Annotated in this window: 16 protein-coding genes; 7 read left to right on the top strand and 9 right to left on the bottom strand. The window is 67.2% G+C overall.

Translation table 11 applies throughout. The features are described from left to right. Positions 1-40: 40 nt before the first annotated feature. Positions 41-3,037: a hybrid sensor histidine kinase/response regulator gene (locus tag AC07S4_RS05945; RefSeq protein ID WP_494985765.1), complete on the top strand. Its 2,997-nt coding sequence runs from the start codon at positions 41-43 to the stop codon at positions 3,035-3,037. 28 nt (positions 3,038-3,065) lie between these two features. Here AC07S4_RS05945 and AC07S4_RS05950 read toward each other — a convergent pair whose 3' ends face one another. After that, complete coding sequence (locus AC07S4_RS05950; protein WP_494985766.1) at positions 3,066-3,992, bottom strand: histone deacetylase family protein; 927 nt, start codon at positions 3,990-3,992, stop codon at positions 3,066-3,068. A 94-nt stretch (positions 3,993-4,086) separates the two neighbouring features. Between AC07S4_RS05950 and AC07S4_RS05955 the strand changes: the two genes are divergently transcribed. From AC07S4_RS05955 to AC07S4_RS05975, 5 genes are all read left to right on the top strand, one after another. After that, on the top strand, positions 4,087-5,007 hold the full coding sequence (locus tag AC07S4_RS05955) for an AAA family ATPase (protein ID WP_161071752.1): 921 nt from the start codon (positions 4,087-4,089) through the stop codon (positions 5,005-5,007). An 18-nt stretch (positions 5,008-5,025) separates the two neighbouring features. Continuing rightward, positions 5,026-6,045, top strand: coding sequence for a DUF58 domain-containing protein (locus AC07S4_RS05960; RefSeq protein ID WP_494986443.1), 1,020 nt, complete (start codon positions 5,026-5,028; stop codon positions 6,043-6,045). Further along, positions 6,042-8,084 carry a transglutaminase TgpA family protein gene (locus AC07S4_RS05965; protein WP_494985767.1) on the top strand — a complete coding sequence of 681 codons (2,043 nt, stop codon included), beginning with the start codon at positions 6,042-6,044 and terminating at the stop codon, positions 8,082-8,084. Before AC07S4_RS05960 ends, AC07S4_RS05965 begins: the two co-directional genes overlap by 4 nt. Next, entirely contained in the window at positions 8,081-9,220 is a 1,140-nt protein-coding gene (mltB, locus tag AC07S4_RS05970; protein ID WP_494985768.1) for a lytic murein transglycosylase B, read from the top strand. Before AC07S4_RS05965 ends, mltB begins: the two co-directional genes overlap by 4 nt. Positions 9,221-9,633: 413 nt before the next feature. Further along, positions 9,634-9,969, top strand: a complete 336-nt coding sequence (locus AC07S4_RS05975) for a hypothetical protein (protein WP_082552264.1) — start codon at positions 9,634-9,636, stop codon at positions 9,967-9,969. A 57-nt stretch (positions 9,970-10,026) separates the two neighbouring features. Here the strand turns inward: AC07S4_RS05975 and cysM are convergent, their stop codons facing one another. Both cysM and AC07S4_RS05985 read right to left on the bottom strand, forming a co-directional pair. Further along, positions 10,027-10,929, bottom strand: coding sequence for a cysteine synthase CysM (gene cysM, locus AC07S4_RS05980; RefSeq protein WP_161071749.1), 903 nt, complete (start codon positions 10,927-10,929; stop codon positions 10,027-10,029). An 80-nt stretch (positions 10,930-11,009) separates the two neighbouring features. Beyond that, on the bottom strand, positions 11,010-11,549 hold the full coding sequence (locus AC07S4_RS05985; protein ID WP_494985769.1) for a GNAT family N-acetyltransferase: 540 nt from the start codon (positions 11,547-11,549) through the stop codon (positions 11,010-11,012). Positions 11,550-11,700: 151 nt separating this feature from the next. Here AC07S4_RS05985 and AC07S4_RS05990 point away from each other — a divergent pair, with 151 nt between their 5' ends. Next, positions 11,701-13,464: an FAD-dependent oxidoreductase gene (locus AC07S4_RS05990; protein WP_494985770.1), complete on the top strand. Its 1,764-nt coding sequence runs from the start codon at positions 11,701-11,703 to the stop codon at positions 13,462-13,464. A 67-nt stretch (positions 13,465-13,531) separates the two neighbouring features. On the opposite strand, the gene AC07S4_RS05995 is transcribed toward AC07S4_RS05990, so the two are convergent. The 6 genes from AC07S4_RS05995 to AC07S4_RS06020 form a co-directional block, all read right to left on the bottom strand. Further along, positions 13,532-14,926, bottom strand: coding sequence for a M28 family peptidase (locus AC07S4_RS05995; RefSeq protein ID WP_494985771.1), 1,395 nt, complete (start codon positions 14,924-14,926; stop codon positions 13,532-13,534). A gap of 34 nt (positions 14,927-14,960) precedes the next feature. Then, entirely contained in the window at positions 14,961-15,980 is a 1,020-nt protein-coding gene (locus tag AC07S4_RS06000) for a hypothetical protein (RefSeq protein ID WP_494985772.1), read from the bottom strand. 15 nt (positions 15,981-15,995) lie between these two features. Next, entirely contained in the window at positions 15,996-20,510 is a 4,515-nt protein-coding gene (locus tag AC07S4_RS06005) for an RHS repeat domain-containing protein (RefSeq protein WP_494985773.1), read from the bottom strand. A gap of 143 nt (positions 20,511-20,653) precedes the next feature. Next, positions 20,654-21,358 carry a hypothetical protein gene (locus AC07S4_RS06010; protein ID WP_494985774.1) on the bottom strand — a complete coding sequence of 235 codons (705 nt, stop codon included), beginning with the start codon at positions 21,356-21,358 and terminating at the stop codon, positions 20,654-20,656. Beyond that, the gene (locus AC07S4_RS06015) at positions 21,355-22,251 is read right to left on the bottom strand and encodes a right-handed parallel beta-helix repeat-containing protein (protein WP_494985775.1); all 897 of its coding nucleotides are present in this window, start codon (positions 22,249-22,251) and stop codon (positions 21,355-21,357) included. Before AC07S4_RS06015 ends, AC07S4_RS06010 begins: the two co-directional genes overlap by 4 nt. Next, entirely contained in the window at positions 22,248-23,156 is a 909-nt protein-coding gene (locus AC07S4_RS06020) for a right-handed parallel beta-helix repeat-containing protein (RefSeq protein WP_494985776.1), read from the bottom strand. The genes AC07S4_RS06015 and AC07S4_RS06020 overlap by 4 nt, the downstream gene beginning before the upstream one ends. Positions 23,157-23,172 lie beyond the last annotated feature (16 nt).

Here is a 23,172-nt window from a genome sequence, read left to right on the forward strand (position 1 = left end):
CAGCGTAGCTGCGTAACCCGCCTTGTGTTACTGTAACAACATGAGATTCGAGACACTGCGACGGTTGCGCAAGCTGTTTACTGTGCTGGTAGCGGCGGTGGCGGCGTCATTCCTGATCGTCACCGGCTTCGTGCTGCACACCCTGCACGAAAGCCGCCAGCGCTACTTTGCCAACGCGGAGGAAACCTCCCGCAACCTCGCCATCACACTGGAACACTTCCTGCGCGGCCACTTCTACGAGGTGGACCTGGCCATGCGCCGCGCCGGGCAGGAGTTCCGCACCCTGCATGCCGAGAACCGTTTCAGCGACGCCGCCTTCAGCGCCTACCTGCGCTCGCTCAAGGAACGCATACCCCACGCGCGCTCGGTGCGCGGCTCGGACAGCGAAGGCCGCGTGATCTACGGCGAGGACATCGACCTGTCCAAGATCCAGAACCTGGGCATCCGCGAGTTCTACCCGCGCGTCCAGAAGGAGCGCGAGCTGGTGTTCGGCGTGCCGGTCAAGTCGCGCATCACGGGCGACTGGGTGCTGCCGCTAGTCTATGCGCTGACCTACGAGGACGGCCGCTTCGGCGGCACCGCCTATGTGAACATGACCACCAGCACCATCACCGACGTGCTGAAGTCCCTCAACGTGGGCGCGAACGGCGTCATCACGCTGGTGGACAAGGACCGCCGCATGCTGCACCGCTACCCGGAAGCGCCCGAAGTGCCCCTGGGCTCGCAGGTCCAGCTGTCGGCGCCCACCATGGCGGTGCTTGCCAGCCAGCGCCAGCACGGCACCTACACCACCAACAGCGTGCGCGACGGCCTGCAGCGCGTGGTCAGCATCGAGCGCATCGGCCAGTATCCGGTGTTCGTGCTGGTGGGACTGTCCAGCGACGACTTCCTGGCGCCCTGGCGCAAGGAGGCCCGCAACGACGCCATATTCCTGGCGCTGCTGTTCATCATGGCGGCCGGCTCCCTGCTGGGCGGGCGCTACGCCTTGCGCCAGCAGGCCCGCACCGTGGACAAGCTGACCGAGGCCAAGGACCAGGCGCTGGCGGCAGGCCGCGCCAAGTCGGACTTCGTGGCGAATATGAGCCACGAGATCCGCACGCCGATGAACGCGGTGCTGGGCATGCTGCAGCTGCTGCAGCAAACCCAGCTCGACGGCCGCCAGCGCGACTACGCGGCCAAGGCGGAATCGGCGGCGCGCGCCCTGCTTGGCCTGCTCAACGACATCCTCGATTTTTCAAAGGTTGAAGCCGGCAAGCTGGCGCTGGACCTGCATCCCTTCAGCCTGGACCGGCTGCTGCGCGACCTGTCCGTGATCCTGTCCGCCTACGTGGGCAGCAAGCCGGTGGAGGTGCTGTTCGAGGTCGATCCGGCGCTGCCGCCCTGGCTGCTGGGCGACTCGCTGCGCCTGCAGCAGATCCTGCTCAACCTGACCGGCAACGCCATCAAGTTCACCGAGCAGGGCGAGGTGGTGCTGTCGGTGCGGCCGGTGCAGGGGCCGGACGGCGCCCGCATCGCCTTCGCCATCCGCGACACCGGCATCGGCATCTCGCCCGAACAGCGCGCGCATATCTTCGACGGCTTCTCGCAGGGCGAGGCCTCCACCGCGCGCCGCTTCGGCGGCTCCGGCCTGGGGCTCGCGATTTCGCAGCGCCTGGCACGCATGATGGGCGGAACGCTGGAGGTAACCAGCACGCCGGGCCAGGGCAGCACCTTCAGCTTCGAACTGGCGCTGCCGCAGGCGGAGCCGCCGCTGCCGGCAGCCCATCCCGCGCAGCTGCGCGCGCTGGACTGCCTGGTGGTGGACGACAACCCGAGCGCGCGCCAGGTGCTGGCAGCCATGGCGGCGTCCTTCGGCTGGCGCGTGGACACGGCCGACAATGGCCTGGACGCGATCCGGCTGGCGATGGAGCGCAGCGCCGCCCGCCCTTACGACGTGCTGCTGGTGGACTGGCGCATGCCGCTGCTGGACGGCTGGGAAACCAGCGTGCGCCTGCGCGAACTGCTGCCCGCCGCAGCCACGCCCTTGATCATCATGGTCACCGCGCATGACCGCGAGCAGCTGGCGCAGAAGCAGGCGCAGGAGCCCGCCCGGGCCGCGCCGGTGCTGGACGGCGTGCTGGTCAAGCCGGTTACGGCGTCGATGCTGTTCAACGCGGTGGCCGATGCGCGTTCCGGCCAGCGCCCCGCCCTGCTGGACCAGCCGCCGCAATCGCGGCGCCTGCTGAACGGGGTGAGCATCCTGCTGGTGGAGGACAATCCGACCAACCAGCAAGTGGCGCGCGAGCTGCTGAGCCACGAGGGCGCGCTGGTGGAGGTGGCCGCTTGCGGGCAGGACGCCATCTCCGCCGTGCGGCGCGAAGGGCCATTGCCGGACGTGGTGCTGATGGATATCCAGATGCCGGACATGGACGGCTACGCGGCCACGCGCGCCATCCGCGCCGAACTGGGCGAGCGCGCACCGCCCATCATCGCCATGACGGCCAACGCCATGCAGTCGGACCGGGAACTGGCGCTGGCGGCGGGCATGGCGGACCACGTGGGCAAACCGTTCGACTTGCAGCAGCTGATCGGCGTCATCCTGTCGCACGCGGGACCCCGGCGCGAGCAGCCTGCGGCGGCGGGCGTGGCGGCGAAGGGCGTTGCGGCGACAGGCGGCACGGCGGCCATCGCCATGGCGGCGCGCACCGAAACGCCGGCGCGGCTGGACACGGCCGGCGCCATCAAGCGCATGGGCGGCCTGCTGCCGGTGTACCAGATCGCCCTGCGCAGCTTCAATGCGGAAGCCGCGCTCATTGCGGCGGAGCTGCGCGCCGCGCTCGACGCGGAAGGCTGCGCAGGCGCCGCGTCCGCGCTGCACACGCTCAAAGGCCTGGCCGGCACCATAGGCGCGAATGAACTCAGCCAGCTGGCGGCGCAGGCGGAACAGGCGCTGCGCAAGGACGCCGGGCCGGCGGCGTGCAGGGCCACCATCCAGGCGGTGCTCGCGGCCATTCCCGATATAGTCGAGCAGGTGGACCTGAAGCTGGCGCCGCGCTAAGGCCAGGGCCGGGGCCAGGCGGCGCGGCTTACAGCTCCGCCAGCGCCTTCACGTGCGCCACCACGCTGCGGCCCAGCGCCGACAGGTTGTAGCCGCCCTCCAGGCAGCTGACGATGCGGCCCTGCGCGTACTCCCTGGCCACCGCCATCACCTCCTGCGTCATCCAGGCGTAGTCCGCCTCCACCAAGCCCATGCCGCCGATGTCGTCCTCGCGGTGCGCGTCAAAGCCGGCCGAGATGAAGATCATCTCCGGCTTGAAGGCGTGCAGCGCGGGCAGCCATTTGTCCAGCACCAACTGGCGCACCACGTCGCCCTTGGAATGCGCCGGCACCGGCACGTTCACCCGGTTCGGCGTTTCCGCCGCCACCGCGCTGTAGGGATAGAAGGGATGCTGGAAGAAGCTCACCATCAGCGCGCGCGGCTCGTCCATCAGCGCCTCCTCGGTGCCGTTGCCGTGGTGGACGTCGAAATCCACGATGGCCACGCGCTGCAGGCCGCGCACGTCCAGCGCGTGCTTGGCCGCGATGGCGATGTTGTTGAACATGCAGAAGCCCATGGGCTCGGTCGGCCGCGCGTGGTGGCCGGGCGGGCGGATGGCGCAGAAGGCGTTGCCGATTTCGCCGTCGATCACCGCGTCCGTGGCCGCCACGGCGGCGCCGGCGGCGCGCAGGGCCGCCTGCCAGCTGTAGGCGTTGAGCGAGGTGTCGCCGTCGATGGGGTAGTAGTCGCCCGCCTGCGGCACGTTGTCGCGCACGATGCCGATGGCGTTGCGGCTATGGTTGCGTTCTATGTCGGACAGCGCCGCCAGCGGCGCCTCGCGGTGCTCCAGCAGGTCGTCAATGTGCGAATTGATGAGCTGGTCGGCAATCGCTTGCAGCCGGGCGGGCGATTCTGGGTGCCACTCGCCCATCTCGTGGCGCAGGCAGTCGGGGTGGCTGTAAATTGCTGTACTCATGTCTCGTGTCTTTACCGCAGCGATCGGGGTGGTTCCCATGCGGGTTCTCGCATAGAATCAGGTTGTAATCTACCACGGGATAATAACAGGAACCATGTATACCAAACTGCATGCGGTAGCGCGCCAGGTGGGCCAGGTCATCGTCGGCAAGGACCAGCAGGTGCGCCTGGCGCTCACTTGCATGCTGGCCGGCGGCCATTTGCTGGTGGAGGACGTGCCGGGCGTGGGCAAAACCACGCTGGCGCACGCGCTGGCCATTTCGCTGGGGCTCAATTTCAACCGCATCCAGTTCACCAGCGACCTGCTGCCGGCCGACGTGTCCGGCATTTCCATCTACGAGCGAGAAAAGAACGGTTTCGCCTTCCATCCCGGCCCCATCTTCACGCAGGTGCTGCTGGCCGACGAGATCAACCGCGCCACGCCCAAGACCCAGTCCGGCCTGCTGGAGGCGATGGAGGAGCGCCAGGTCTCGGCCGACGGCGTCACGCGACCGCTGCCCGAACCCTTCTTCGTGATCGCCACCCAGAACCCGCTGCACCAGGTGGGCACCTTCCCGCTGCCGGAATCGCAGCTGGACCGCTTCCTGATGTGCCTCTCGCTGGGCTATCCGGACCCGGCCGCCGAACGCGCCCTGCTGCTGGGCGACGACCGGCGCGCCATGCTCAAGTCGCTGCCGCCGGCCATGAGTTCGGCCGAGCTGCTGGAAGCGCAGCGCAGCCTGCGCCGCATCCACGTCTCGCCCGCGCTGGCCACCTATGTGCAGGCGCTGGCCCAGGCCTCGCGCCAGAACGGCGCCTTCGCTGAAGGCCTGAGCCCGCGCGCGGCGCTGGCGCTGCTGCAGGCGGCGCGCGCCTGGGCCGCGCTGGAGGGGCGCGACCACGTGCTGCCGGAGGACGTGCAGGCGGTGCTGGTGCCGGTCTGCGCGCACCGCCTGCGGCCGCTGAAGGCGGCGCACGGCGTGGCGCTGGCCAGCCGCGACCTGGTGCTGCAGCTGCAGGCGTCGGTGCCGGTGTAAGCCCGCGCCATGCCAACCATGCAGGAGGCGAACGCGCCCCGGCCACCATCGCCCCCACCCGGCCGGCTGCGGGCCTGGCTGAACAGCTGGCTGTTCCAGCTGCGCGGCCCGGAACCGGGCGAGGTGCTGCTGGTGATGCGGCGCGTCTTCATCGTCCCCACGCGGCCCGGCATGGCGTTCACCGGCCTGCTGCTGATCATGCTGATCGGCTCCATCAACTACACGCTGGGCCTGGGCTTTGCGCTGACCTTCTTCACCGGCGCCTGCGCCGTGGCCGACATGGTCATGACGGCCCGCAACCTGGCCCTGCTGCGCCTGGCGCCGGGCCGCGCGCAGCCGGTGTTCTCCGGCCAGGAGGCGCAGTTCGAGCTGCAAGTCCACAATGGCACGGCGCGCAGCCGCTACGGCGTGTGGCTGGGCTTCCAGCACGACGGCGAGCCGCGCCACGCGCTCGACGTGCCGGCCGGCGGCAGCGCGGCGCTGGTGCTGGCGGCGCCCACCGAGGGACGCGGCTGGCTGGCCGCGCCGCGCGTGCGCCTGGTGACGCGTTTTCCGCTCGGCCTGTTCCGCGCCTGGGCCTACTGGGAGCCGGACCTGCGCGTGCTGCTCTATCCCGCGCCGGAAAACAACGCGCCGCCGCTGCCGGTGAGCGGCGCGGCCAGCGAGGACGGCCACGGCCAGGTGGGGCTGGATAATTTCGCCGGCATCCGCAGCTACCAGCCGGGCGACCCCATGCGCCACCTGGCCTGGCGCCAGATCGCGCGGCACGACCCGGCGCTGGGCGGACAGCTCAGCACCAAGCATTTCGAAGGCGGCGCGGTGGCCGAGATGGTGCTCGACTTCGCGCTGCTGCCCTACACCATGGACCTGGAGCTGCGCCTGTCGCGCATGGCGCGCTGGGTGCTGGAGGCCGAGCAGCGCGCCCTGCCCTACGGCTTCCGCCTCGGCCACCACGACCTGCCGCCCGCCCTGGGCGACGCGCACCGCACCGCCTGCCTGCGCGCGCTGGCCCTGTACGGCCAGGAGGCCTACGCGTGAGCGCGCGCGGCATGGCGCCGGCCGGGCCGCTGGCGCGCTGGGCGCAGCGGCTCACGCGCGACAAGGCGGACACGCTCCTGCTGCTGGCCGCCGCCCTGCTGGTGCTGGCGCCGCATTTCAGCCATCTGCCGCCGTGGACCAGCGCCGTGATCTGCGGCGTGCTGCTGTGGCGCGGCGCCATCACGCTGCGGGGGCGCCGCATGCCGCCGCTGTGGCTGCTGCTGCCGGTGTCGCTGCTGGCCATGGGCGGGGTCTATCTGTCCTTCCGCACCCTGCTGGGCCGCGACGCGGGCGTGGCCATGCTGGCCCTGCTGCTGGCCTTCAAGCTGCTGGAAATGCACGCCCGGCGCGACCTGTTCGTGGTGATCTTCCTCAGCTTCTTCCTGCTGCTGACCAATTTCTTCTACTCCCAGTCCATGCTCACCGGCCTGTGCATGGTGGCCACCATCATCGTGCTGCTGGCCACGCTGATGACCTTCCAGTACACCGGCGCCGTGCCGCCGCTGCGCCAGCGCCTGCTGGCGGCGGGCAAGATCTTCCTGGCCGCCGCGCCGCTGGCCGTGGTGCTGTTCTTCGCCTTCCCGCGCATCCAGGGGCCGCTGTGGGGCCTGCCCGGCGACGCCCGCAGCGCCCGCAGCGGCATTTCGGACACCATGTCCCCCGGCAGCATGACCAGCCTGGCGCTGTCGGACGAGGTGGCCTACCGGGTGCGCTTCTTCGGCCCGCTGCCGCCGCAGAACCAGCTCTACTGGCGTGGCATCGTGCTGAGCAACTATGACGGCAGCACCTGGACCCGCACCGAGCGCCCCCGCTACCGCGCCGGCGAAAGCAACTCGCGCGCGTCCGTGCTGGGCGAAGCGCTGCGCCATGAAGTGACCATGGAGCCCACCGGCAAGCGCTGGCTGTTCGCGCTGGAGCTGACCAACCCCAACCTGCCCATGCCCGGCCTGGGCGCCGGCCTGAGCGACGAGTTCGAATTCATCAGCCGCGAGCCGGTGCACCAGCGCCTGCGCTACCAGGCCAGCGCCTACCTGTCCTACCGCCTGCAGCCCAGCCTGGACGCCGCGCAGCTGGCGCGCGCGCTGCGCCTGCCGGACGGCTACAACCCGCGCACCCTGGCGCTGGCGGCCACGCTGCGCCAGGCCGGCGGCCCGGCGGACTCGGCCCAGGCCGTGCTGCGCATGTTCCGCACCCAGCAATTCAGCTACACGCTGGAGCCGCCGCTGCTGGGCCGCAACGCTGTGGATGATTTCCTGTTCGGCAGCAAGGCCGGCTTCTGCGAGCACTACGCCGGCGCCTTCGTGGTGCTGATGCGCGCCATGGGCGTGCCGGCGCGCGTGGTCACCGGCTACCAGGGCGGCGAGCTGAACCCGGTGGACGGCTACCTCACCGTGCGCCAGTCCGACGCCCACGCCTGGGCCGAAATCTGGACCGAAGGCCAAGGCTGGCTGCGGGTCGATCCCACCTCGGCCGTGGCGCCCGAGCGCGTCAACCAGGGCCTGGGCCGCGCGCTGCCGCAGCAGGCGCCGTTCGGCCTGGCGGGCCTGGATGGCCTGATGAATTTCGCCAATGACAGCAATTCGTGGCTGGCGAAACTCAGATTCCGCGCGCAGGCGGTGAATAATGCGTGGAATCAATGGGTCCTGGATTACAATCCAGATAGGCAGAGCAGTTTCCTTGCGGAACTATCGAGCGCCTTCGGCAACTGGCGCAGCGGCGCGGCGCTGGCGGCGTCCGCCCTGCTGGCGCTGGCGATGGTGCAGCTGCGCAAGCGGCGCGCCCTGGTGCCGCCGGACCCGGTGGACGCGGTGTACGCGGCGTTCTGCCGCATAATGGCCCGGCGCGGCATGGCGCGCGCGCCGCACGAAGGACCGCACAGCTACGCCCGCCGCCTGCAGGCGATGGCGGGGCAGGAAGACAAGAAAGAGGCCATGCTGGCCTTTCTGGAATTGTATGGCGCGCTCAAGTATGCAGCGCCTGCTGATGAGATAACGGCGCCCGCCAAAAGGCTGGCCATTTTGCTGAAACGAATTCAATGAAACTGTCTTTGCACACCAACACGCTCTCCTCCGCCCTGCTGGCACTGGCACTGGCCGGCACCGCCCTGGCGCCCGCCGCCGCAGCCGCCACGCCCGCCGCCCACAGCAAGGCCAAGGCGAAAAAAGCCAAGCCCGCCAAAGCCGCGCCGGCCAGGAAAACCGACTACGAAGGCGAATTCGTCAATTTCGGCCAGTGGAAGGAAGTGGGCCAGTTCCTCGATGAGATGGCCGCCAAGCACGGCTTTGACCGCAAGGAGCTGGAAGCGACCATGATGCAGGTGCGCTACGTGGACTCGGCCGTGCAGCTGATGAAGCCGGCGCCGCCGGGCAAGCCCAAGAACTGGCAGGCCTACAGCAAGCTGTTCATCGAGCCGGTGCGCATCAACGGCGGCGTGAAATTCTGGAACGAGAACCGCGAAGCGCTGGCGCGCGCCGAGGCGCTGTACGGCGTGCCGGCGGAAATCATCGTCGGCATCATCGGCGTGGAAACCGTGTACGGCAGCAACACCGGCCGCTTCCGCGTCATGGACGCGCTCACCACGCTGGCCTTCGCCTACCCGCTGGCGCCCGCGCGCGAGGCCCGCATGGCCTTCTTCAGGGGCGAGCTGGAAAGCACGCTGCTGTACGCGCGCCAGGCCGGCATCGATCCCTTCTCGCTGCTGGGCTCCTATGCCGGCGCCGTGGGCCTGCCGCAGTTTATGCCGAGCAACATCATGAAATACGCGGTGGACTTCGACGGCAACGGCCGGGTGGACCTGCGCAACTCGCCCACCGACGCCATCGGCAGCGTGGCCGCCTTCCTGGTGGCGCACGGCTGGCGCCGCGACGACCCGGGTCCGCTGGTGTATGCCGCCACCGTGTCGCCCAGCCGCCAGTGGGAACGCTTTATCAACCAGGGCCTGGAAGCAAAATTCCGCCCGCAGGACTTGATGTCCGCCGGGGTCGTCACCACTTCTACCTTGCCGGATGGAATGAATTTCGGCCTGGTGGATTTGCAGAACGGCTCCGAGCCGACTGAGTTCTGGCTGGGCAGCAATAATTTCTTTTCGATTACGCAATACAACCGCAGCTACTTCTACGCCATGTCGGTGCTGGAGCTGGGACGCGCCATCAAATTATCGCGCCGCGACTTGTAAGGAAGCGTAAAGCCACTTGAAATCTTGCCTCGTGGCAGCTATTGTATAATTGATAGTTGGAAACACGACAGGAATCATATCGTGCGGCAATGCCGGTGGATTTTGCCCTATACTCAACTTTGTGCAAAAGACAAAGGATAGTGCGGGATCTGCAGAGGCATGGTAGCACACGCAGCTGGCGCCAATTCTCACACATTGTTGCGGACGGACAACGATATCTACGTGCAACAGTTATTTTTTATTGCTCGTAAGTATTACATTGCGTGATGTTGTACAATTGTGTATATATTATGAAACTTGTTATTTCGGAATTCCGTCCGTGTGGTGAATTCGTTCCCGAGTAAGGATGAACATGGCTAGGCTCCGAGTGTTTCACTTTGCAGGACAAACTTTACAGAAGGAACAGACGAATCATGACTAACCAAGTGGGTATCGATATGAACAGCGATTCGGAAGGCGATGATCTGCTGCAATACAATCCGAACCGGCTGCTCGACACGCTGATCGAAAACCTGCGCCTGAAAAACGATGCCGCCCTGTCGCGCGCATTGGAAGTGGCGCCACCGGTGATCAGCAAAATCCGCCACCACCGCCTGCCGGTGGGTGCTTCGCTGCTGATCCGCATGCATGAAGTAAGCGACCTGAGCATTCGTGACCTGCGCTACCTGATGGGCGACCGCCGCAACAAGTTCCGCATCAGCGACAAGCAGTTCAAGCCTAAAGAAGGCGAAACCCCGAACCAGGGCTAAGCCGCCCCGGTTTGCGATCCCTCCCCCCGCGCGGGCGGAGGGATAAAGTTCTTGCCCTTACGCCGGAAACACGCCGGTCGACAGGTAGCGGTCGCCCCGGTCGCAGACGATGAACACGATGGTTGCGTTCTCCACCGTCTGCGAAATGCGCAATGCGATCTCGCACGCGCCCGCCGCCGAAATTCCGCAGAAGATGCCTTCCTCCGCAGCCAGCCTGCGCGCCATGCGCTCGGCCGCCGCCTGCGTCACGTATTCCACCTGGTCCACGCGCGCCTTGTCGTAAATCTTCGGCAGGTAGGCTTCCGGCCATTTGCGGATGCCGGCGATCTGCGAGCCCTCCTCCGGCTGCGCGCCGATGATGCGCACCGCCTCGCTCTGCTCCTTCAGGTACTGCGACACGCCCATGATGGTGCCGGTGGTGCCCATGGCGCTGACGAAGTGGGTGACGCGGCCGCCGGTGTCGCGCCAGATTTCCGGGCCGGTGCCCTCGTAGTGGGCGCGCGGATTGTCGCCGTTGCCGAACTGGTCCAGGATAATGCCCTTGCCGTCCTTCTGCATCTGCTCGGCCATGTCGCGCGCATACTCCATGCCCCCGGTCTTGGGCGTGAGCAGGATCTGGGCGCCGTAGGCGGCCATGGCCTGCTTGCGCTCCTCGCTCTGGTTTTCCGGCATCAGCAGCAGCATCTTGTAACCGCGGATGGCGGCCGCCATCGCCAGCGCGATGCCGGTGTTGCCGGAGGTCGCTTCGATCAGCGTGTCGCCCGGCTTGATGTCGCCGCGCTCCTCGGCGCGGCGCAGCATGGACATGGCGGCGCGGTCCTTGACGGAACCGGCCGGATTATTGCCCTCCAGCTTGCCCAGGATAATGTTGCCGCGCGCGTCGGCGTCGGCGCCGGGGATGCGTTTCAGCTGCACCAGGGGCGTGTTGCCGATCGTATCGGCAATAGTCATGTAAGCCATTGAGTTCTGTTTTCGTTCAGCAAAAAAGATCATTTTAATCCGGGACGCGAAAGCGCGCCCGGCACGGGGTTGGCCGGACCTTACAGCTTCGCGCTCATCAGCGTGTAAGCGAGCTGCTCGCCGTCGATGCGGAACATGTCGGCAATTTCGCCGGTCTGCCGGAAGCCGCAGTCGCGGTAGAGGGCGCGCGCCGGCTCGTTAATGCTCAGCACTTCCAGGTCCAGCCATTCCAGGCCGGCCTGGCGCGCCCAGTCCATGGCCGACCGCACCAGCACCCGGCCCAGGCCCTGGCGCCGCGCCAGGCGGTGCACGCCCATGCCCAGCAAGGCGCGGTGGGCGCTGCCGCCCTCGGGCCGCGCGCGCAGGTCGACGTGGCCGAGGATGCCGTCCTGGCCGGTGGCGGCCCAGGCGCGGCGCCAGCCCGGCTGGCCGACGGCAATGCCCATGCCCTTGATAAAGGCGGCGGCTTTTTCCTCGGGGAAGACGGACTGGCTGCGCGGCATGGGCTGGAACAGCGGATGGCCGTGTGTGCCGTTGTCCCTCAGGTGATCGTTCAGGTAGACGAAAAACTGCTCGGCTTCGCGCGGATCGAGCGCGCGGATGGCGGGGACGACGGGCATAAATAGCTTATCAGGGTAGTTGCAACGATGGTTACGCAAATCATTGCAAAGATTGTACCAGTCCGGCTCCCCAATAAGATGTTGGCATGAAAGCCGGGGCATGCGATAGACTGTCCGTAACAAATTCCAGCCCCTTATTTCACTTACCGCCATGCCCAACGACGATACCCCATTCCAAGCAGAAGCGAACGCCAGCGACCCCGTGGGCACCCTGCCCAGTTCGCTGGAATCGCGCCGCCACCAGATGTTCCCCACGCTGAGCGAAGCGGAAATCAAGCGCATGCAGCGCTTCGGCACGGTGCGCCATTTCCGCAACGGCGAGCGCCTGTTCGAGGCCGGCCGCACCACCTTCGGCATGCTGGTGATACTGACAGGGCGCGTGGCCATCAGCCGCTACGACGGCCTGGGCAACACCTCGCTGATCATCGAACATGGCGCCGGCCAGTTCTGCGCCGAGGTGGGCCAGCTGTCGGACCGTCCCTCGCTGGTCAACGGCGACGCGGTGGGCGACGTGGAAGTGCTGGTGATCCCATCCGAATCGCTGCGCGCGCTGGTGGTGGCGGAAGCCGAGCTGGGCGAGCGCCTGGTGCGCGCGCTGATCCTGCGCCGCGTGGGCCTGATCGAAGCGCCGTCAGGCGGCCCCGTGCTGGTGGGCGCGCCCGGCCATCCGCGCCTGCACAATCTGCAGACCTGGCTGCAAAGCAACGGCCATCCCTATTCCGTGCTGGACCCGAAATCCGACGCCCAGGCGCGCGCGCTGTGCGAGCACTACCAGCCGCAGCCGGAGGACATGCCGCTGGTGGTGTGCCCGGACGGCAGCGTGAAAAAGAACCCCACCAATGTGGAGCTGGGCCGCTGCCTGGGCATGCTGCCTGAGCTGAGCAGCGACAAGGTGTGGGACGTGATCGTGGTGGGCGCCGGCCCGGCCGGGCTGGCGACGGCGGTGTATGCCGCGTCCGAAGGCCTGTCGGTGCTGGCGCTGGAAACGCGCGCCTTCGGCGGCCAGGCGGCGGCCAGCGCGCGCATCGAAAACTACCTCGGCTTCCCGACCGGCATTTCCGGCGGCGCGCTGGCCGGACGGGCTTACGTGCAGTCGCAGAAGTTCGGCGTGGAGATCGCCATTCCGGCCCCGGCCGGGCGTTTGATCTGCGACACCTACCCGCTGCAGGTGGAAATGTGCGGCAGCCTGACGCGGCTGCAGGCCAAGACCGTGGTGCTGTCCTGCGGCGCGCGCTACCGCCGTCCCTCGCTGGCCAACCTGAAGCAGTTCGAAGGGCGCGGCGTGTACTACTGGGCCTCGCCCATCGAGGCCAAGCTGTGCAAGACCGAGGAGATTATCCTGGTGGGCGGCGGCAATTCGGCCGGGCAGGCGGCGGTGTTCCTGTCCGGGCACGCGTCCAAGGTGCACATGCTGGTGCGCGGGCCTAGCCTGGCCGCCACCATGTCCAGCTACCTGATCGAGCGCATCCAGGCCACGCCGAACATCGTGCTGCACACGCATAGCGAAATCGTGGCGCTGGAGGGGGACGACGAGCAGGGGCTGCAGCAGGTGCGCGTGCGCTGCGGGCTGGACGAGTCGGAGACCGACTACCCGGTATGCCGCGTGTTCCTGTTCATCGGCGCCGACCCGAACACCGGCTGGCTCAGCGACTGCGGCGTGGACGTCGATCCCAAAGGGTTTATCCGCACCGGCTTCGACGTGACCAAGGCGCAATGCCGTGCCAACTTCGCCAAGGGCGTGTACCCGGCCGACCTGCCCTCGCGGGCGGCGCTGGAGACCAGCGTGCCGGGCGTATTCGCCATCGGCGACGTGCGCGCCAACTCCACCAAGCGGGTGGCGGCGGCGGTGGGCGAAGGCGCGGCCGTGGTGTCGCAAATCCACGCGTTTTTGGCGAATTTGCCAGCGGAACTCTAACGAGCTGAGCCGCATTTGGGGTCAGACGGGGACGCCGAGTCCCCGAATGCGGCTCAGTTCGTTATGATTATCGCAGCGGCACTGGATACGAGGCCGGGCTGGCGTTGCCGTCCTTATCGATGGCCTGCACGCCGAAGTAGTAGTTGTCCTTCGACAGCGGCACCCGCGCTTCGGTGACGTTGCCGACGAACTTGCTGCCCTGCCAGCCCGCAGCATCCGTTGCGCGCCACACGATGCGGTAGCCCGCCAGATCCGGCTCGCCGTTCGGCCTCCACACCAGCGCCGTGTCGTTCTCCAGTTGCGCCGTGCGCACCTGCACCTGCTGCGGCGACGCTGGCGCCAGCGCCAGCGTGGCCAGCGCGGCGGCGTTCACGCGCGCCACCTTGGCGATGTATTTGTAGTCGTTGTACTCGGGCATATCGCCTATCACCACACCGTTTTCCGTGCGCACGTTCTGGTGCTGGTGGTTGAAGTCCTCCGCCGGCTCGGTGAAGCGCAGCGCCGCGTAGCCGCGCTCCAGGAAAGGCATATGGTCGCCGCCGCGCAGATAGCGGTCGCGCCGCTGTATCACGCTGACCTTGAAGTCCTTCACGTAGCGCTCGCCCTGCTCCTTCACGTGGCGCGCCAGTTGGCGCGACAGCGAGTCGTTCTCGCCGCCGGTCTGTATCAGCGTGCGGTTGGTGTCGCTGGCTTCCTTCTCCACCGGCAGGCCTTCCGCAAACAGGCGCACCTGCTTGTCGTCCACCTTGCCGTGCTCGTCGCGCGAGCTGCCGATGATGTCGTTGGTGAACATGCCGGCGATGTTCAGTTTCTTCTGTTTGGCCTGTTCGGCCCAGTGCGCCGCGCCCAGCAGGCCCTGTTCTTCCGCCGCCACCGTCATGAAGACCAGCGTGGCGTCGAATTTGTACTTGGCCATCACGCAGGCCATTTCCATCACGGCCGCCGTGCCGGAGGCGTCGTCGTTGGCGCCGGGGGCGAAGCCGGTGGCGTCCATCACGTCGGTATTGCGCGAGTCATAGTGGCCGCTGACCACGTAGATGCGTTCCTTGGCCGCGTCCTGCGTGCCGGGCAGCGTGGCCACCACGTTCACGATCTCGGTCGGACGGCTGATGCGGCGCGACACCGGCGCGATATGGCTGTCGAATTCCACCTGCAGGCGGCCGCCGGCCTGCGCGTTGCAGCGCTCGAATTCGCTCTTGATCCAGCGCCGCGCGGCGCCTATGCCCACCGTGTCGGACTCGGTCTCGGACATGGTGTGGCGGGTCTGGAAGCTCACCAGCTTGCGTATCGTGGCTTCAATGCGCTGCGGCGAAATCTCGCCGACGATCTTGTCGATCTGCGGCTGGTGGCGGGCGGTGTCCGGTGCGGCCGGCTCGGCGGCGGCGGCGCCGTTGCAGGCCGCAGCTGCGGCGAATGCTGCTGCAACGGCGGCGGCGGTGAGGGTAGTCTTGTTCTGGGCCATATCGTTATCCTGGTTGATACAGCCTGCAATATTCTCACGAACCCCGCAGCCCGCGTAACGGGATTTTTGTATCGGCAAGTAGCAGCGCGTAGAAGCCGGCAAGGCGGCGGTAGCGCTCCAGGAAGTAGCGCAGCTGCAGCTCGATGCCGCGCGCGTCGTACACGATGGCGTAGAGCCAGGTCAGCGGCACGTCCTTGAACACGATGTCGCCGTCCTTCAGCTTCTTGGTGTGCGATCCCGGCACCAGCAGCAGCGACGGCGGGTAGCGGAAGTCCGGCGCGCCGTCCGGCTTTTCTATCATGACGGCCCAGCGCAGCGCGGTGTCGCCGGGGGCGGCGAACACCAACCGCTTCGCCGTGCTGAGCGCGGCGTTGTAGGGGAAATCCGGGGCCAGCGCCGCCATCAGCCTGAGGGTCCAGTCGGGATTGAGCACCACTTGCGGGTCCGCCACCACCACCTCGCTGTCCCAGTAGAGGGCGCGCCAGTAGGCCGTGTCCTCCGCAGGCGGCACGCTGGCGTCGCGTACTGCGGGGCCGAGCTCCATCTGCGACAGCATGGAGGGCGGCGTCAGTGTGGCGCGCTCGCTTGCCTCCTTCAGCCACCTGGCGGCGTTGGCCTGGACCTCCTTTGCCATGTGCCGCTGCAGCCCGGCCGCCAGGCTGTTGACGGTGTCGTTCGCCACAGCGTCCAGCGCGCCGCCGCTTCCCATCGGGTTCTCGATATCGAGCACGCCGGTTTCCAGATAGTTGCGGTAGCCGGCGCGCAGCGCGGGGTCGGCCTCGAAGCGTTCGAGAAAGGAAAAGTCATGCGCCGCGTAGTCCGGCTCCACGGCCAGCAGGATGCGCTGGCGGTAGGCCTCCACCATATAGCGCCGGCCCGCCTCGTTGATCAGCGGCTCCGGCAGCGCCTCGCGCAGCCAGAGCTGGCGCGCGTAGAAGCAGCGCCAGCCCTCCGCGATTTCACTATCCATCAGCTCCTCCTGGAAGGCCGCCAGCTTGTCCGCCGACGCGGCCACCAGTCCGCTCACCTCGTCCCGCAACTGCTTCGTGTCCAAACCGCTTCCTTTCAATCAGAACCAACCTTTGAACCAGTCGATGGCGCCGTCCAGCATGCCCTTCTGTTTTTCCTCGCCCTTCTTGGTGGCCTCGGCCGCCACGGCAGGGCTGAAGGCGAACAGCGCCGCCAGCGCCGCCATCAGCGCCACCGTGCCTGCCGCCGCAGCCGACAGCGCGGCGGCGATGGAGGCCAGCACGGCGGCGATCGCGGGCGCCAGCAGGATGGCCGCCGCCACCAGCAAGGCAATGGCCAGGCCGATCAGCACCACCATGCCTATGGTCTCCAGCGTGGACCAGCCTTCCTTGGCGCCCTGCGCCTTAATCTGCTGCATCTGCTTATCCAATTCATTGCGCTGGCTAGGCGACAGTGCGGGCGCGGGCACCTGCTGCGGCGCCGGTTTTTCCTGCGCCTGCTGCTTACTATAAAACAGCAGGCCGGATTGGTCATTCACTGCATCGGCCTGGAAGGTCACGTTCCACACTTTGCCGCCCATGAGGACGGCCGCGGGCGTGAGCTGGCTGACGATGGCCTTGCTCGATCCGGCGGTCCAGCAGCCCTTCTGCGCGCCGGCGATGTAAGCCGCCACTTCGCCCTTGCCCGCCGCGTAGTTGGCCGGGTTGACGGCGGAACTCCAGCTGATGGGCTTGAGCTCCCACAGTGTGCCGTGGAAGCTGGGCTTGAGCAGGTCCGTGGGCTTGACGTAGTAGGCGTCCGGCCGCAGGCCCACCCAAGTGCCGTTGCGGCCATCGTTGGCGCCCCAGCCCAGGCCGTTGCCGCGTATCTGCGCCGCCATCTGGCTGTGCACCGCCGTGCCGAACAGCCACGGCGCCACGCCGCCGCCCCAGCCGCTGTCCGGTTCTATCGACAGGCCCAATGGGTCGGTCTTGCGCAGCGGGTCGCCTTCGGCGTAGGCGTAGAGGTTCAGGCCTGCTTCTATGCCCAGCGGGTCCGGCTGCAGATAGCGGCCGGTGGCGGCGTCATAGTAGCGGTGCACGTTGTAGTACAAGCCGGTTTCCGGGTCGGCGTACTGGCCGGACAGGCGCAGCGGCATATGGCCGCGCGGGCCGCCTTCCTGGCGCAGGTCGCCGAACGGCCCCAGCTCGGCCTGCCAGCGCAGCGCGCCGTTTGCATCGGTAACCGACTCCACTGCGTCGCGCTGGTCAGCGTGCAGGTATTCGACTGCGGGACTGGCTGCGAAGACTTGCGGCAGCCAGCGCGCAAGCCCCGACACTATCCCCGATGCAGTCCCGGACTCGCCCAGCAGGCGCGCCACGGGCTTGCGGCCCAGGTACACGTATTCGGCCCGCACGCGGCCTTCGCCGTCGGCTTCCGCCAGCAACTGGCCGTCTTCGTAGAGGAAGTAGCTGGTGCGTCCGCCGACGTGCTTGACCACGCGGATGCCTTCGGCGTCGTAGCCGTACCGGGCCACCAGCTTGCCGTCAGCGCCGCGCACCTCGGCCAGTTCGCCGGCGGCGTTATAGGCCAGCGTGTGCGCGCCGTGCTTCAGCACATTGCCCACCGCGTCCGTGCCAGGTGCGGGCAGGCCAAGGCGGTCGCCCAGCGCGTTGTAGCGCAGGTCCAGCAGTTGGCGCTCGCCGCTGGACTCGGCCACCAGGCGGTCGAATTCGTCGTAGCGGTATTGGTGCGGCACGCTGGACGTGGCCGCCGATTCGGCCAGGCCGGCCGCCGTGGCGGTGGAGAACAGCTGCGGCAGCCGCAGCGACAGGCGCTCCGGCTGCGGCGCGCGGGTGACGGCCAGCCGCTGCTCGACCAGGGTGGTGTTCTTGTCCGCGTCCGCCCGCAGGATGCGCTGCCGCGTACCGCTTTCGTGCAGCGTGAGCCTGCCCAGGCCATCGTAGCTGCTGCGCGCGGCCAGGCCGTTGCCGTAGACGTAGCCGGCAAGGCGCGCGCCGTCCTGCGCAGCCGTGTAGCGCACGCCGGATACAATGGGCTGGCCCGCGACGGAAATGGCCGTGACGCGTCCCGCCGCATCGTAGGCATAGTCCAGCACCGCGCCGCCCGGCATGGTCTTGCGCACCACCCGCCCCTGCGCGTCGCGCGCATAGCGCACTTCCAGCAGCGCAGTTGATTCCGCGTCCGCTCCATACACGGCCAGCCGCTTGCGCGACGGGCGTCCCCATGCGTCGGGCTGCCAGTCAACCTGGCTGGCCAGGCGCTGCTGCGCATAGCGCGCCTCCCCGGCCAGCGCCACGCCCTGGTATTGGTATGCAACGCTGTCCTGGGGGCGTCCTGCGGCGTCGAAGTACACTACGCGCAGCGCCCGCCCTTGCGCATCGCGCGCCACGGACACGGTCCTACCGTCGGCAAAGGCCAGCTTGCGCAGCGAGCCGTCCTCCGCGTAGGCCGCCGTCTGGAGTCCGCTTTCGGGTGTCTGGACGGCGGCCACGCGGCCGAAGTCGTCCAGCCAGCGCCGCACTTCGCTGCCGCCGGGACGCGACACGCTTTCCACCAGCGCTTCGGCCACGCTGCCGGGGGCGCCGCGCCGGTAGCCGCCCGCCAGCGGCACGCGCTGCGCATCGTCCTGCCCGGCCAGCGCAATGCGCGCACCGGCGCTGTACTGCGCAGCCGCCACCAGGCGGCCTTCCGTGTCGAAGGTGCGCACGCGCTGGCCCTGGTCTGGCGCCACCACGTGGGTGAGATTGTCGCCGCCGTCAAACACGTAGCGCGCAATGCCGCCGTCCGGAACCGCTGCGGTGCCAACCCGGCCCTGGCCGTCATAACGGTAAGCGGCGCCGTCGGCCTGCACGCTGCCGGAGTCGGGCTGGCCCGTCTTGTCCAGCAGCCAGGCGCGTTCGGTGAGCGCCGCCAACTGGCCTCCGTGCAGCAACTGCGCTTCGCTGCGCACCAGCCGGTAGCCGTCGCTGGACTTGACCGCGACCGGGCGCAGCGCCTCGTCGCGCTGCACGACCTCGGTCACCACGCCGCCCGGCGCCGTCACGCGGTCTATCATGCGGCCCTGGCTGTCGTAGTCCAGCAGCGTGATATCGGAATCGGCCGGCGTGCCCGCCTTCCCGTTCGGCAGCGGCCCGTCCACCAGCGCCAGCACGCTGCGGCCGTTGACCATGCGATAGCCGTACTTCGTAACGCGGACGATGGGCTGCGGCTCGCCCTTGCCATCCGGCGCGGGCGTCCAGCCTTGCTCGGTCACGCTCAGCAACTGGCCCTTGCCGTTGTAGGCCATGCGCGCGAGCGCTTCCCTGCCCGCCACCACGCTGGGCCGCGCCACGACACTGGGCTGCGGCGCTTCCGTCGCATACTCGTAGCGCTGCAGCCACTGCGGCGCCAGCGCGCGGCCGTTCTTGTATTCGACGCGGCTCACGCGCAGCGGACGGCCGTAGAAATCCAGCTCGGTCTTGTCGGTGCGGCGCACGGCGCCCTGCGCATCGAGTTCGCTGGTTTCCACCAGCCTGCCCTGCTTGTCGTAGCCGTAGCGCTGGTTGGACGGGCCGCACAGCGCGCAGCCCGCACCGCGCACTTCCAGCAAGCGGAACTCGCCGGCGACGATGGCGTGCCGGTACACCGTTTTTTCGCCGGCGCTGTTGGTGACAACGGTCTGCCCGCCCTGGCTGAAATCGAGCGCCACCTTGTCCGCATTGCCTGCGTGCGTGGACAGGACGGCTTTGCCATTGATGTCATAGCCGAAGGTGGCGTAGCGCTGGCTGGCGCTTTTGCCGGCCGCATCCTGCGCTTCGATGCTGACGCCGGTCAGGTAGGTGGGACGCAGCGCATCCTCGTAGTGGTAGCGGCGCGCGGCGGGGCCGCCCGCCGCCCGCTGCGCTGCGCCCTCCGGCACCGGATACTGCACGCGCACCAGATTGGCCGCCAGCGCCACCTTGCCCACCGTGACGCCCTGCGGCGCGGGGCTGCCGTATTCATACACGAAGCGCCCTACCGGGCTGGCGATGCTCTGCACGCCGCGATAGCGCTCGCCGCGCGCCACGCCGTCGCGGTCCAGATAAGCGAGGCGCAGGCTGCGGCCTTGCGGATCGGTCACCTTCACCAGCAAGCCCTGGTTGTACAGCAGGCTGAGTACCTCGCCCGTGGGCGCCTGGATCTGCGTCAGCCTGCCGTCGCGGTCGAAGCGCAAGGTGCGCCCGTCGTTCCACGTCCACAGGTATTCCTCCTTGCCGCGCGCGCCCTTGATCTCCACCTTGCCGTGCGCCGGATCGGCGCTGGCGCACAGGCTGGGATTAAGCAGGTCGCGGCTGAAAATCAGGCGGCTGCCGTCGGCCTGCATGATCTGCAGCGTGCCGTCGAAGGCGTAGAGCTGCGTTTCATAGGACAGCTTCCAGCCCCGCCCCGTAATGCCGGGCGCGCTATTGCCGCCGCTCAGGAAGCTGTTGTAGTGCCGCACGATCTCCAGCCCCAGCACGCCCGGCAGCGCGGGCATGTCCGTCTCCTGCTGGTACTTGTTACCGCTGATGACGTTGATCGGATTGCCGACCGCGAGGCCGACCGCACCCGATGCGGGCAGGCTGGCCGGCGCTGGATCTGGCGCTGGGCACATCTGTCCGGAGCCGCCGGGCCCACACGCCATGCTGGCGCCAGCGGCGAGCTGCAAAGCCACCGCGAGCAAGGCGCGTTGCAAGATAACCGCAATGTTCAATGAACGCATCGCCTATCCCATCCATATCTGAGTGCACCACGCCCCTATTGCGGGACCACATTTTTCCCATTCAGTTTGACGGCGCGGGCCTGGAAAGGCTGCGCGGATACTGACCGGTCCAACACATAAATTTCCGCCTGCCTCGTTATGCGTGGCTCGCTCCAGCTCACGCCGCCGTCTGTCGAGAAGCTTTGAAACACCCCAACGACATAAAGCGCTTCGCCTTTGACAGTGGTCAGCGCCAATTCATAAACCAGCCGGCCGTTACGCGGCAACAGCACCGGGGAACGCCTCGGCATCGCATCCATGGCGGCCAGGCGCTGGCGCATGGCTGGTGTCTGTGCCTTTTCCGCCTGAGGGAGATGCAGGAAGGCGGGCAGGTCCGCGTTGCGAAACCAGGTCCCATCCGGCTTTAGAAAGGTGGTGCCGACAAACAGCGTACCGTCGATCAAACCCAATTCCAGGCAGGCTTCGCCGCGATGCGAATACGTGATCGAGCGTGGCGGGCTGGTCGCGCTACGGCTAGCAGTGGCTTCGAAAACAATTTTCCATGAATCCTGATTCAGCCGTTCGGCCACGTCGGCTGGAATGATGCGCGCGATCGGACTCCAGTCATAGCGCGAAGTCAAGGTGGCGCGCCCGCCATCGGGTAACACACATTCCAGCACATCCTTCCGCGGTATGGCGTGCACGGGCGCCGCCAGCAAAGCTAGCACGCTCAGCGTCAGCAGGGTGGAAGACGCTTTCATCGCCGCTGGGTTCCCTGTTCTTGCACACTGGTTCGGCCCACTTGCCGTACAACGTCGGCTATGCTTTCGAGGACATTGTTCTCGATCCGTACATTTTCCGAATCCAGCAAGTTGACCGCCATGCCCGCGTTGCCCCAGCCTTTGTACATGATGCGGTTGTTGCGTATCACGGCGCCGCGCGCGTCGCGCAGCTTGATGACTGCCTCGTAGGGGCCGCTGCCGCGCGCATGCACGATGATGGTATTGTTTTCAATGACGGTGCCTGTGCCATACGCAAAAATGGCGACCGGACCATCCACTTCGATGGTGCTGTCGCGGACCACGTTGTTGTCCCCGCCCAGCACCACGCCACGGCCGCCGGTTCGTATCGTCAGCCGTTCCACTACATTGCTGGTATTGCCCCAGCTCCCCGACAGCGGCGCCGGGGCATCTTCGAATTGCGGTAGCGATGGATACAGTCCGGACGGCATGCCCTGCGTGCCCGCGTACAGCATGGAGACGCCTACGCTGGCGCCGCCTTCCAGCTCGATGCTGCCGTTGCGCACGCGCGCATTGCGGACCACGCCGGACGAGCTCACGCCCAGCATGTCCGGAGCCGTGCTGCTGATGCGCTTGCCGCGCAGGTCTAGCTCAACCCGGTCACCATCCGTCTCGCCAACGCGTCCTCCATATTCAATTCTCAGCAACGCCTCGCCCGCCGCTGTTTTGAAGCTGGCCGCATGAATGTCGAAGGTGCGGGTGCGGCTGAGAGCCGACTGCAGGCAGTAGCTTCCCGGCTTGCGCATTGTCTTTGCCTTGGCCTCGGCATACAGCTCCACAGGCTCGCATGCGAGCACTGGGATTGCCAGGAATACCATAAGGCTCGCAGCCAGCAGTTCCGCGAAAATCTTCATCGCCGCTGGGTTCCCTGTTCGCGCACACTGGTCTTGCCCGTTTGCCGTACAAGGTTGTCTATCCCTTCCACGATGTTGTCCTTGATCGTGACATTGCGCGAGTCTAGCAAGTTGATTGCTGTAGCGGTGCGGCTGTCACCTTTGTAAATAATCCGGTTGTTCCGAATCATCGCGCCATCCGCGTCGCGCAGCTTGATCACAGCATCATTGGGTCCAGCCGCGCGCGCGTGGACAATAATGGTATTGTTTTCGATGATACTGTTCCGTCCATGCAGGAAAATCGCAGTTGCCCCGTCTACCTCGATCGTGCTGTCACGTATGGTGTTGCCAGCGCCGCTCATGATCACTCCCCGTCCACCGGCGCGGATGTTAAGCCGGCTCAGCAAGAAATTCGCCTGCCCCACATCGGCAGTCTCCGGCATGGACGCATCTTCGTATTCAGGGTCAAGCGGCGACGGCACGCCAGCGGTCTGCGCCCGTGTCCGCAGCAGCAAGCGTGCGCCGACGCTTCCCGGCCCAGTCACTGTCACCGTTCCATTTCGCACGGTGACATTGCGACCGGGGCCGATGCCGCGCACACCATCCATGTCGGCCACATCGGCCTGAACATGATGACCTTGCATATCGAGCTCAAATGGGCCATCCGGGGAATATTTCCCACCCAAGCGAGGTATCACCGCGATCAAGGAGCGCGTTGACGGCCCTTTGAAGCGCGCCGAATGAATATCGAACTCCCGTCCCACCCGGAAATCATCCTGCAGGCAATGCGTGCCCGAAAATACAATGCTGACGCCGCGGGCGCTTTCCGCGTCGTCCCTGGAAATGGGCCGGCAAGCTTGCGCGCCAACCGTGCTTGCCACTACCGCTGCGCAAGCGAACACCGCCGCAGCTTTGCTGATTTTCATGCAGACTCCGTTAATC

Source organism: Pseudoduganella sp. GW821-FHT05F09 (assembly GCF_059419605.1).

What these genes read in the sequence shown, in the direction of transcription:
- AC07S4_RS05945 (WP_494985765.1), top strand. Translation starts at nt 41, where the DNA reads ATGAGATTCGAGACACTGCGACGGTTGCGCAAGCTGTTTACTGTGCTG.
- AC07S4_RS05950 (WP_494985766.1), bottom strand. Translation starts at nt 3,992, where the DNA reads ATGAGTACAGCAATTTACAGCCACCCCGACTGCCTGCGCCACGAGATG.
- AC07S4_RS05955 (WP_161071752.1), top strand. Translation starts at nt 4,087, where the DNA reads ATGTATACCAAACTGCATGCGGTAGCGCGCCAGGTGGGCCAGGTCATC.
- AC07S4_RS05960 (WP_494986443.1), top strand. Translation starts at nt 5,026, where the DNA reads ATGCAGGAGGCGAACGCGCCCCGGCCACCATCGCCCCCACCCGGCCGG.
- mltB (WP_494985768.1), top strand. Translation starts at nt 8,081, where the DNA reads ATGAAACTGTCTTTGCACACCAACACGCTCTCCTCCGCCCTGCTGGCA.
- AC07S4_RS05975 (WP_082552264.1), top strand. Translation starts at nt 9,634, where the DNA reads ATGACTAACCAAGTGGGTATCGATATGAACAGCGATTCGGAAGGCGAT.
- cysM (WP_161071749.1), bottom strand. Translation starts at nt 10,929, where the DNA reads ATGGCTTACATGACTATTGCCGATACGATCGGCAACACGCCCCTGGTG.
- AC07S4_RS05985 (WP_494985769.1), bottom strand. Translation starts at nt 11,549, where the DNA reads ATGCCCGTCGTCCCCGCCATCCGCGCGCTCGATCCGCGCGAAGCCGAG.
- AC07S4_RS05990 (WP_494985770.1), top strand. Translation starts at nt 11,701, where the DNA reads ATGCCCAACGACGATACCCCATTCCAAGCAGAAGCGAACGCCAGCGAC.
- AC07S4_RS05995 (WP_494985771.1), bottom strand. Translation starts at nt 14,926, where the DNA reads ATGGCCCAGAACAAGACTACCCTCACCGCCGCCGCCGTTGCAGCAGCA.
- AC07S4_RS06005 (WP_494985773.1), bottom strand. Translation starts at nt 20,510, where the DNA reads ATGTGCCCAGCGCCAGATCCAGCGCCGGCCAGCCTGCCCGCATCGGGT.
- AC07S4_RS06010 (WP_494985774.1), bottom strand. Translation starts at nt 21,358, where the DNA reads ATGAAAGCGTCTTCCACCCTGCTGACGCTGAGCGTGCTAGCTTTGCTG.
- AC07S4_RS06015 (WP_494985775.1), bottom strand. Translation starts at nt 22,251, where the DNA reads ATGAAGATTTTCGCGGAACTGCTGGCTGCGAGCCTTATGGTATTCCTG.
- AC07S4_RS06020 (WP_494985776.1), bottom strand. Translation starts at nt 23,156, where the DNA reads ATGAAAATCAGCAAAGCTGCGGCGGTGTTCGCTTGCGCAGCGGTAGTG.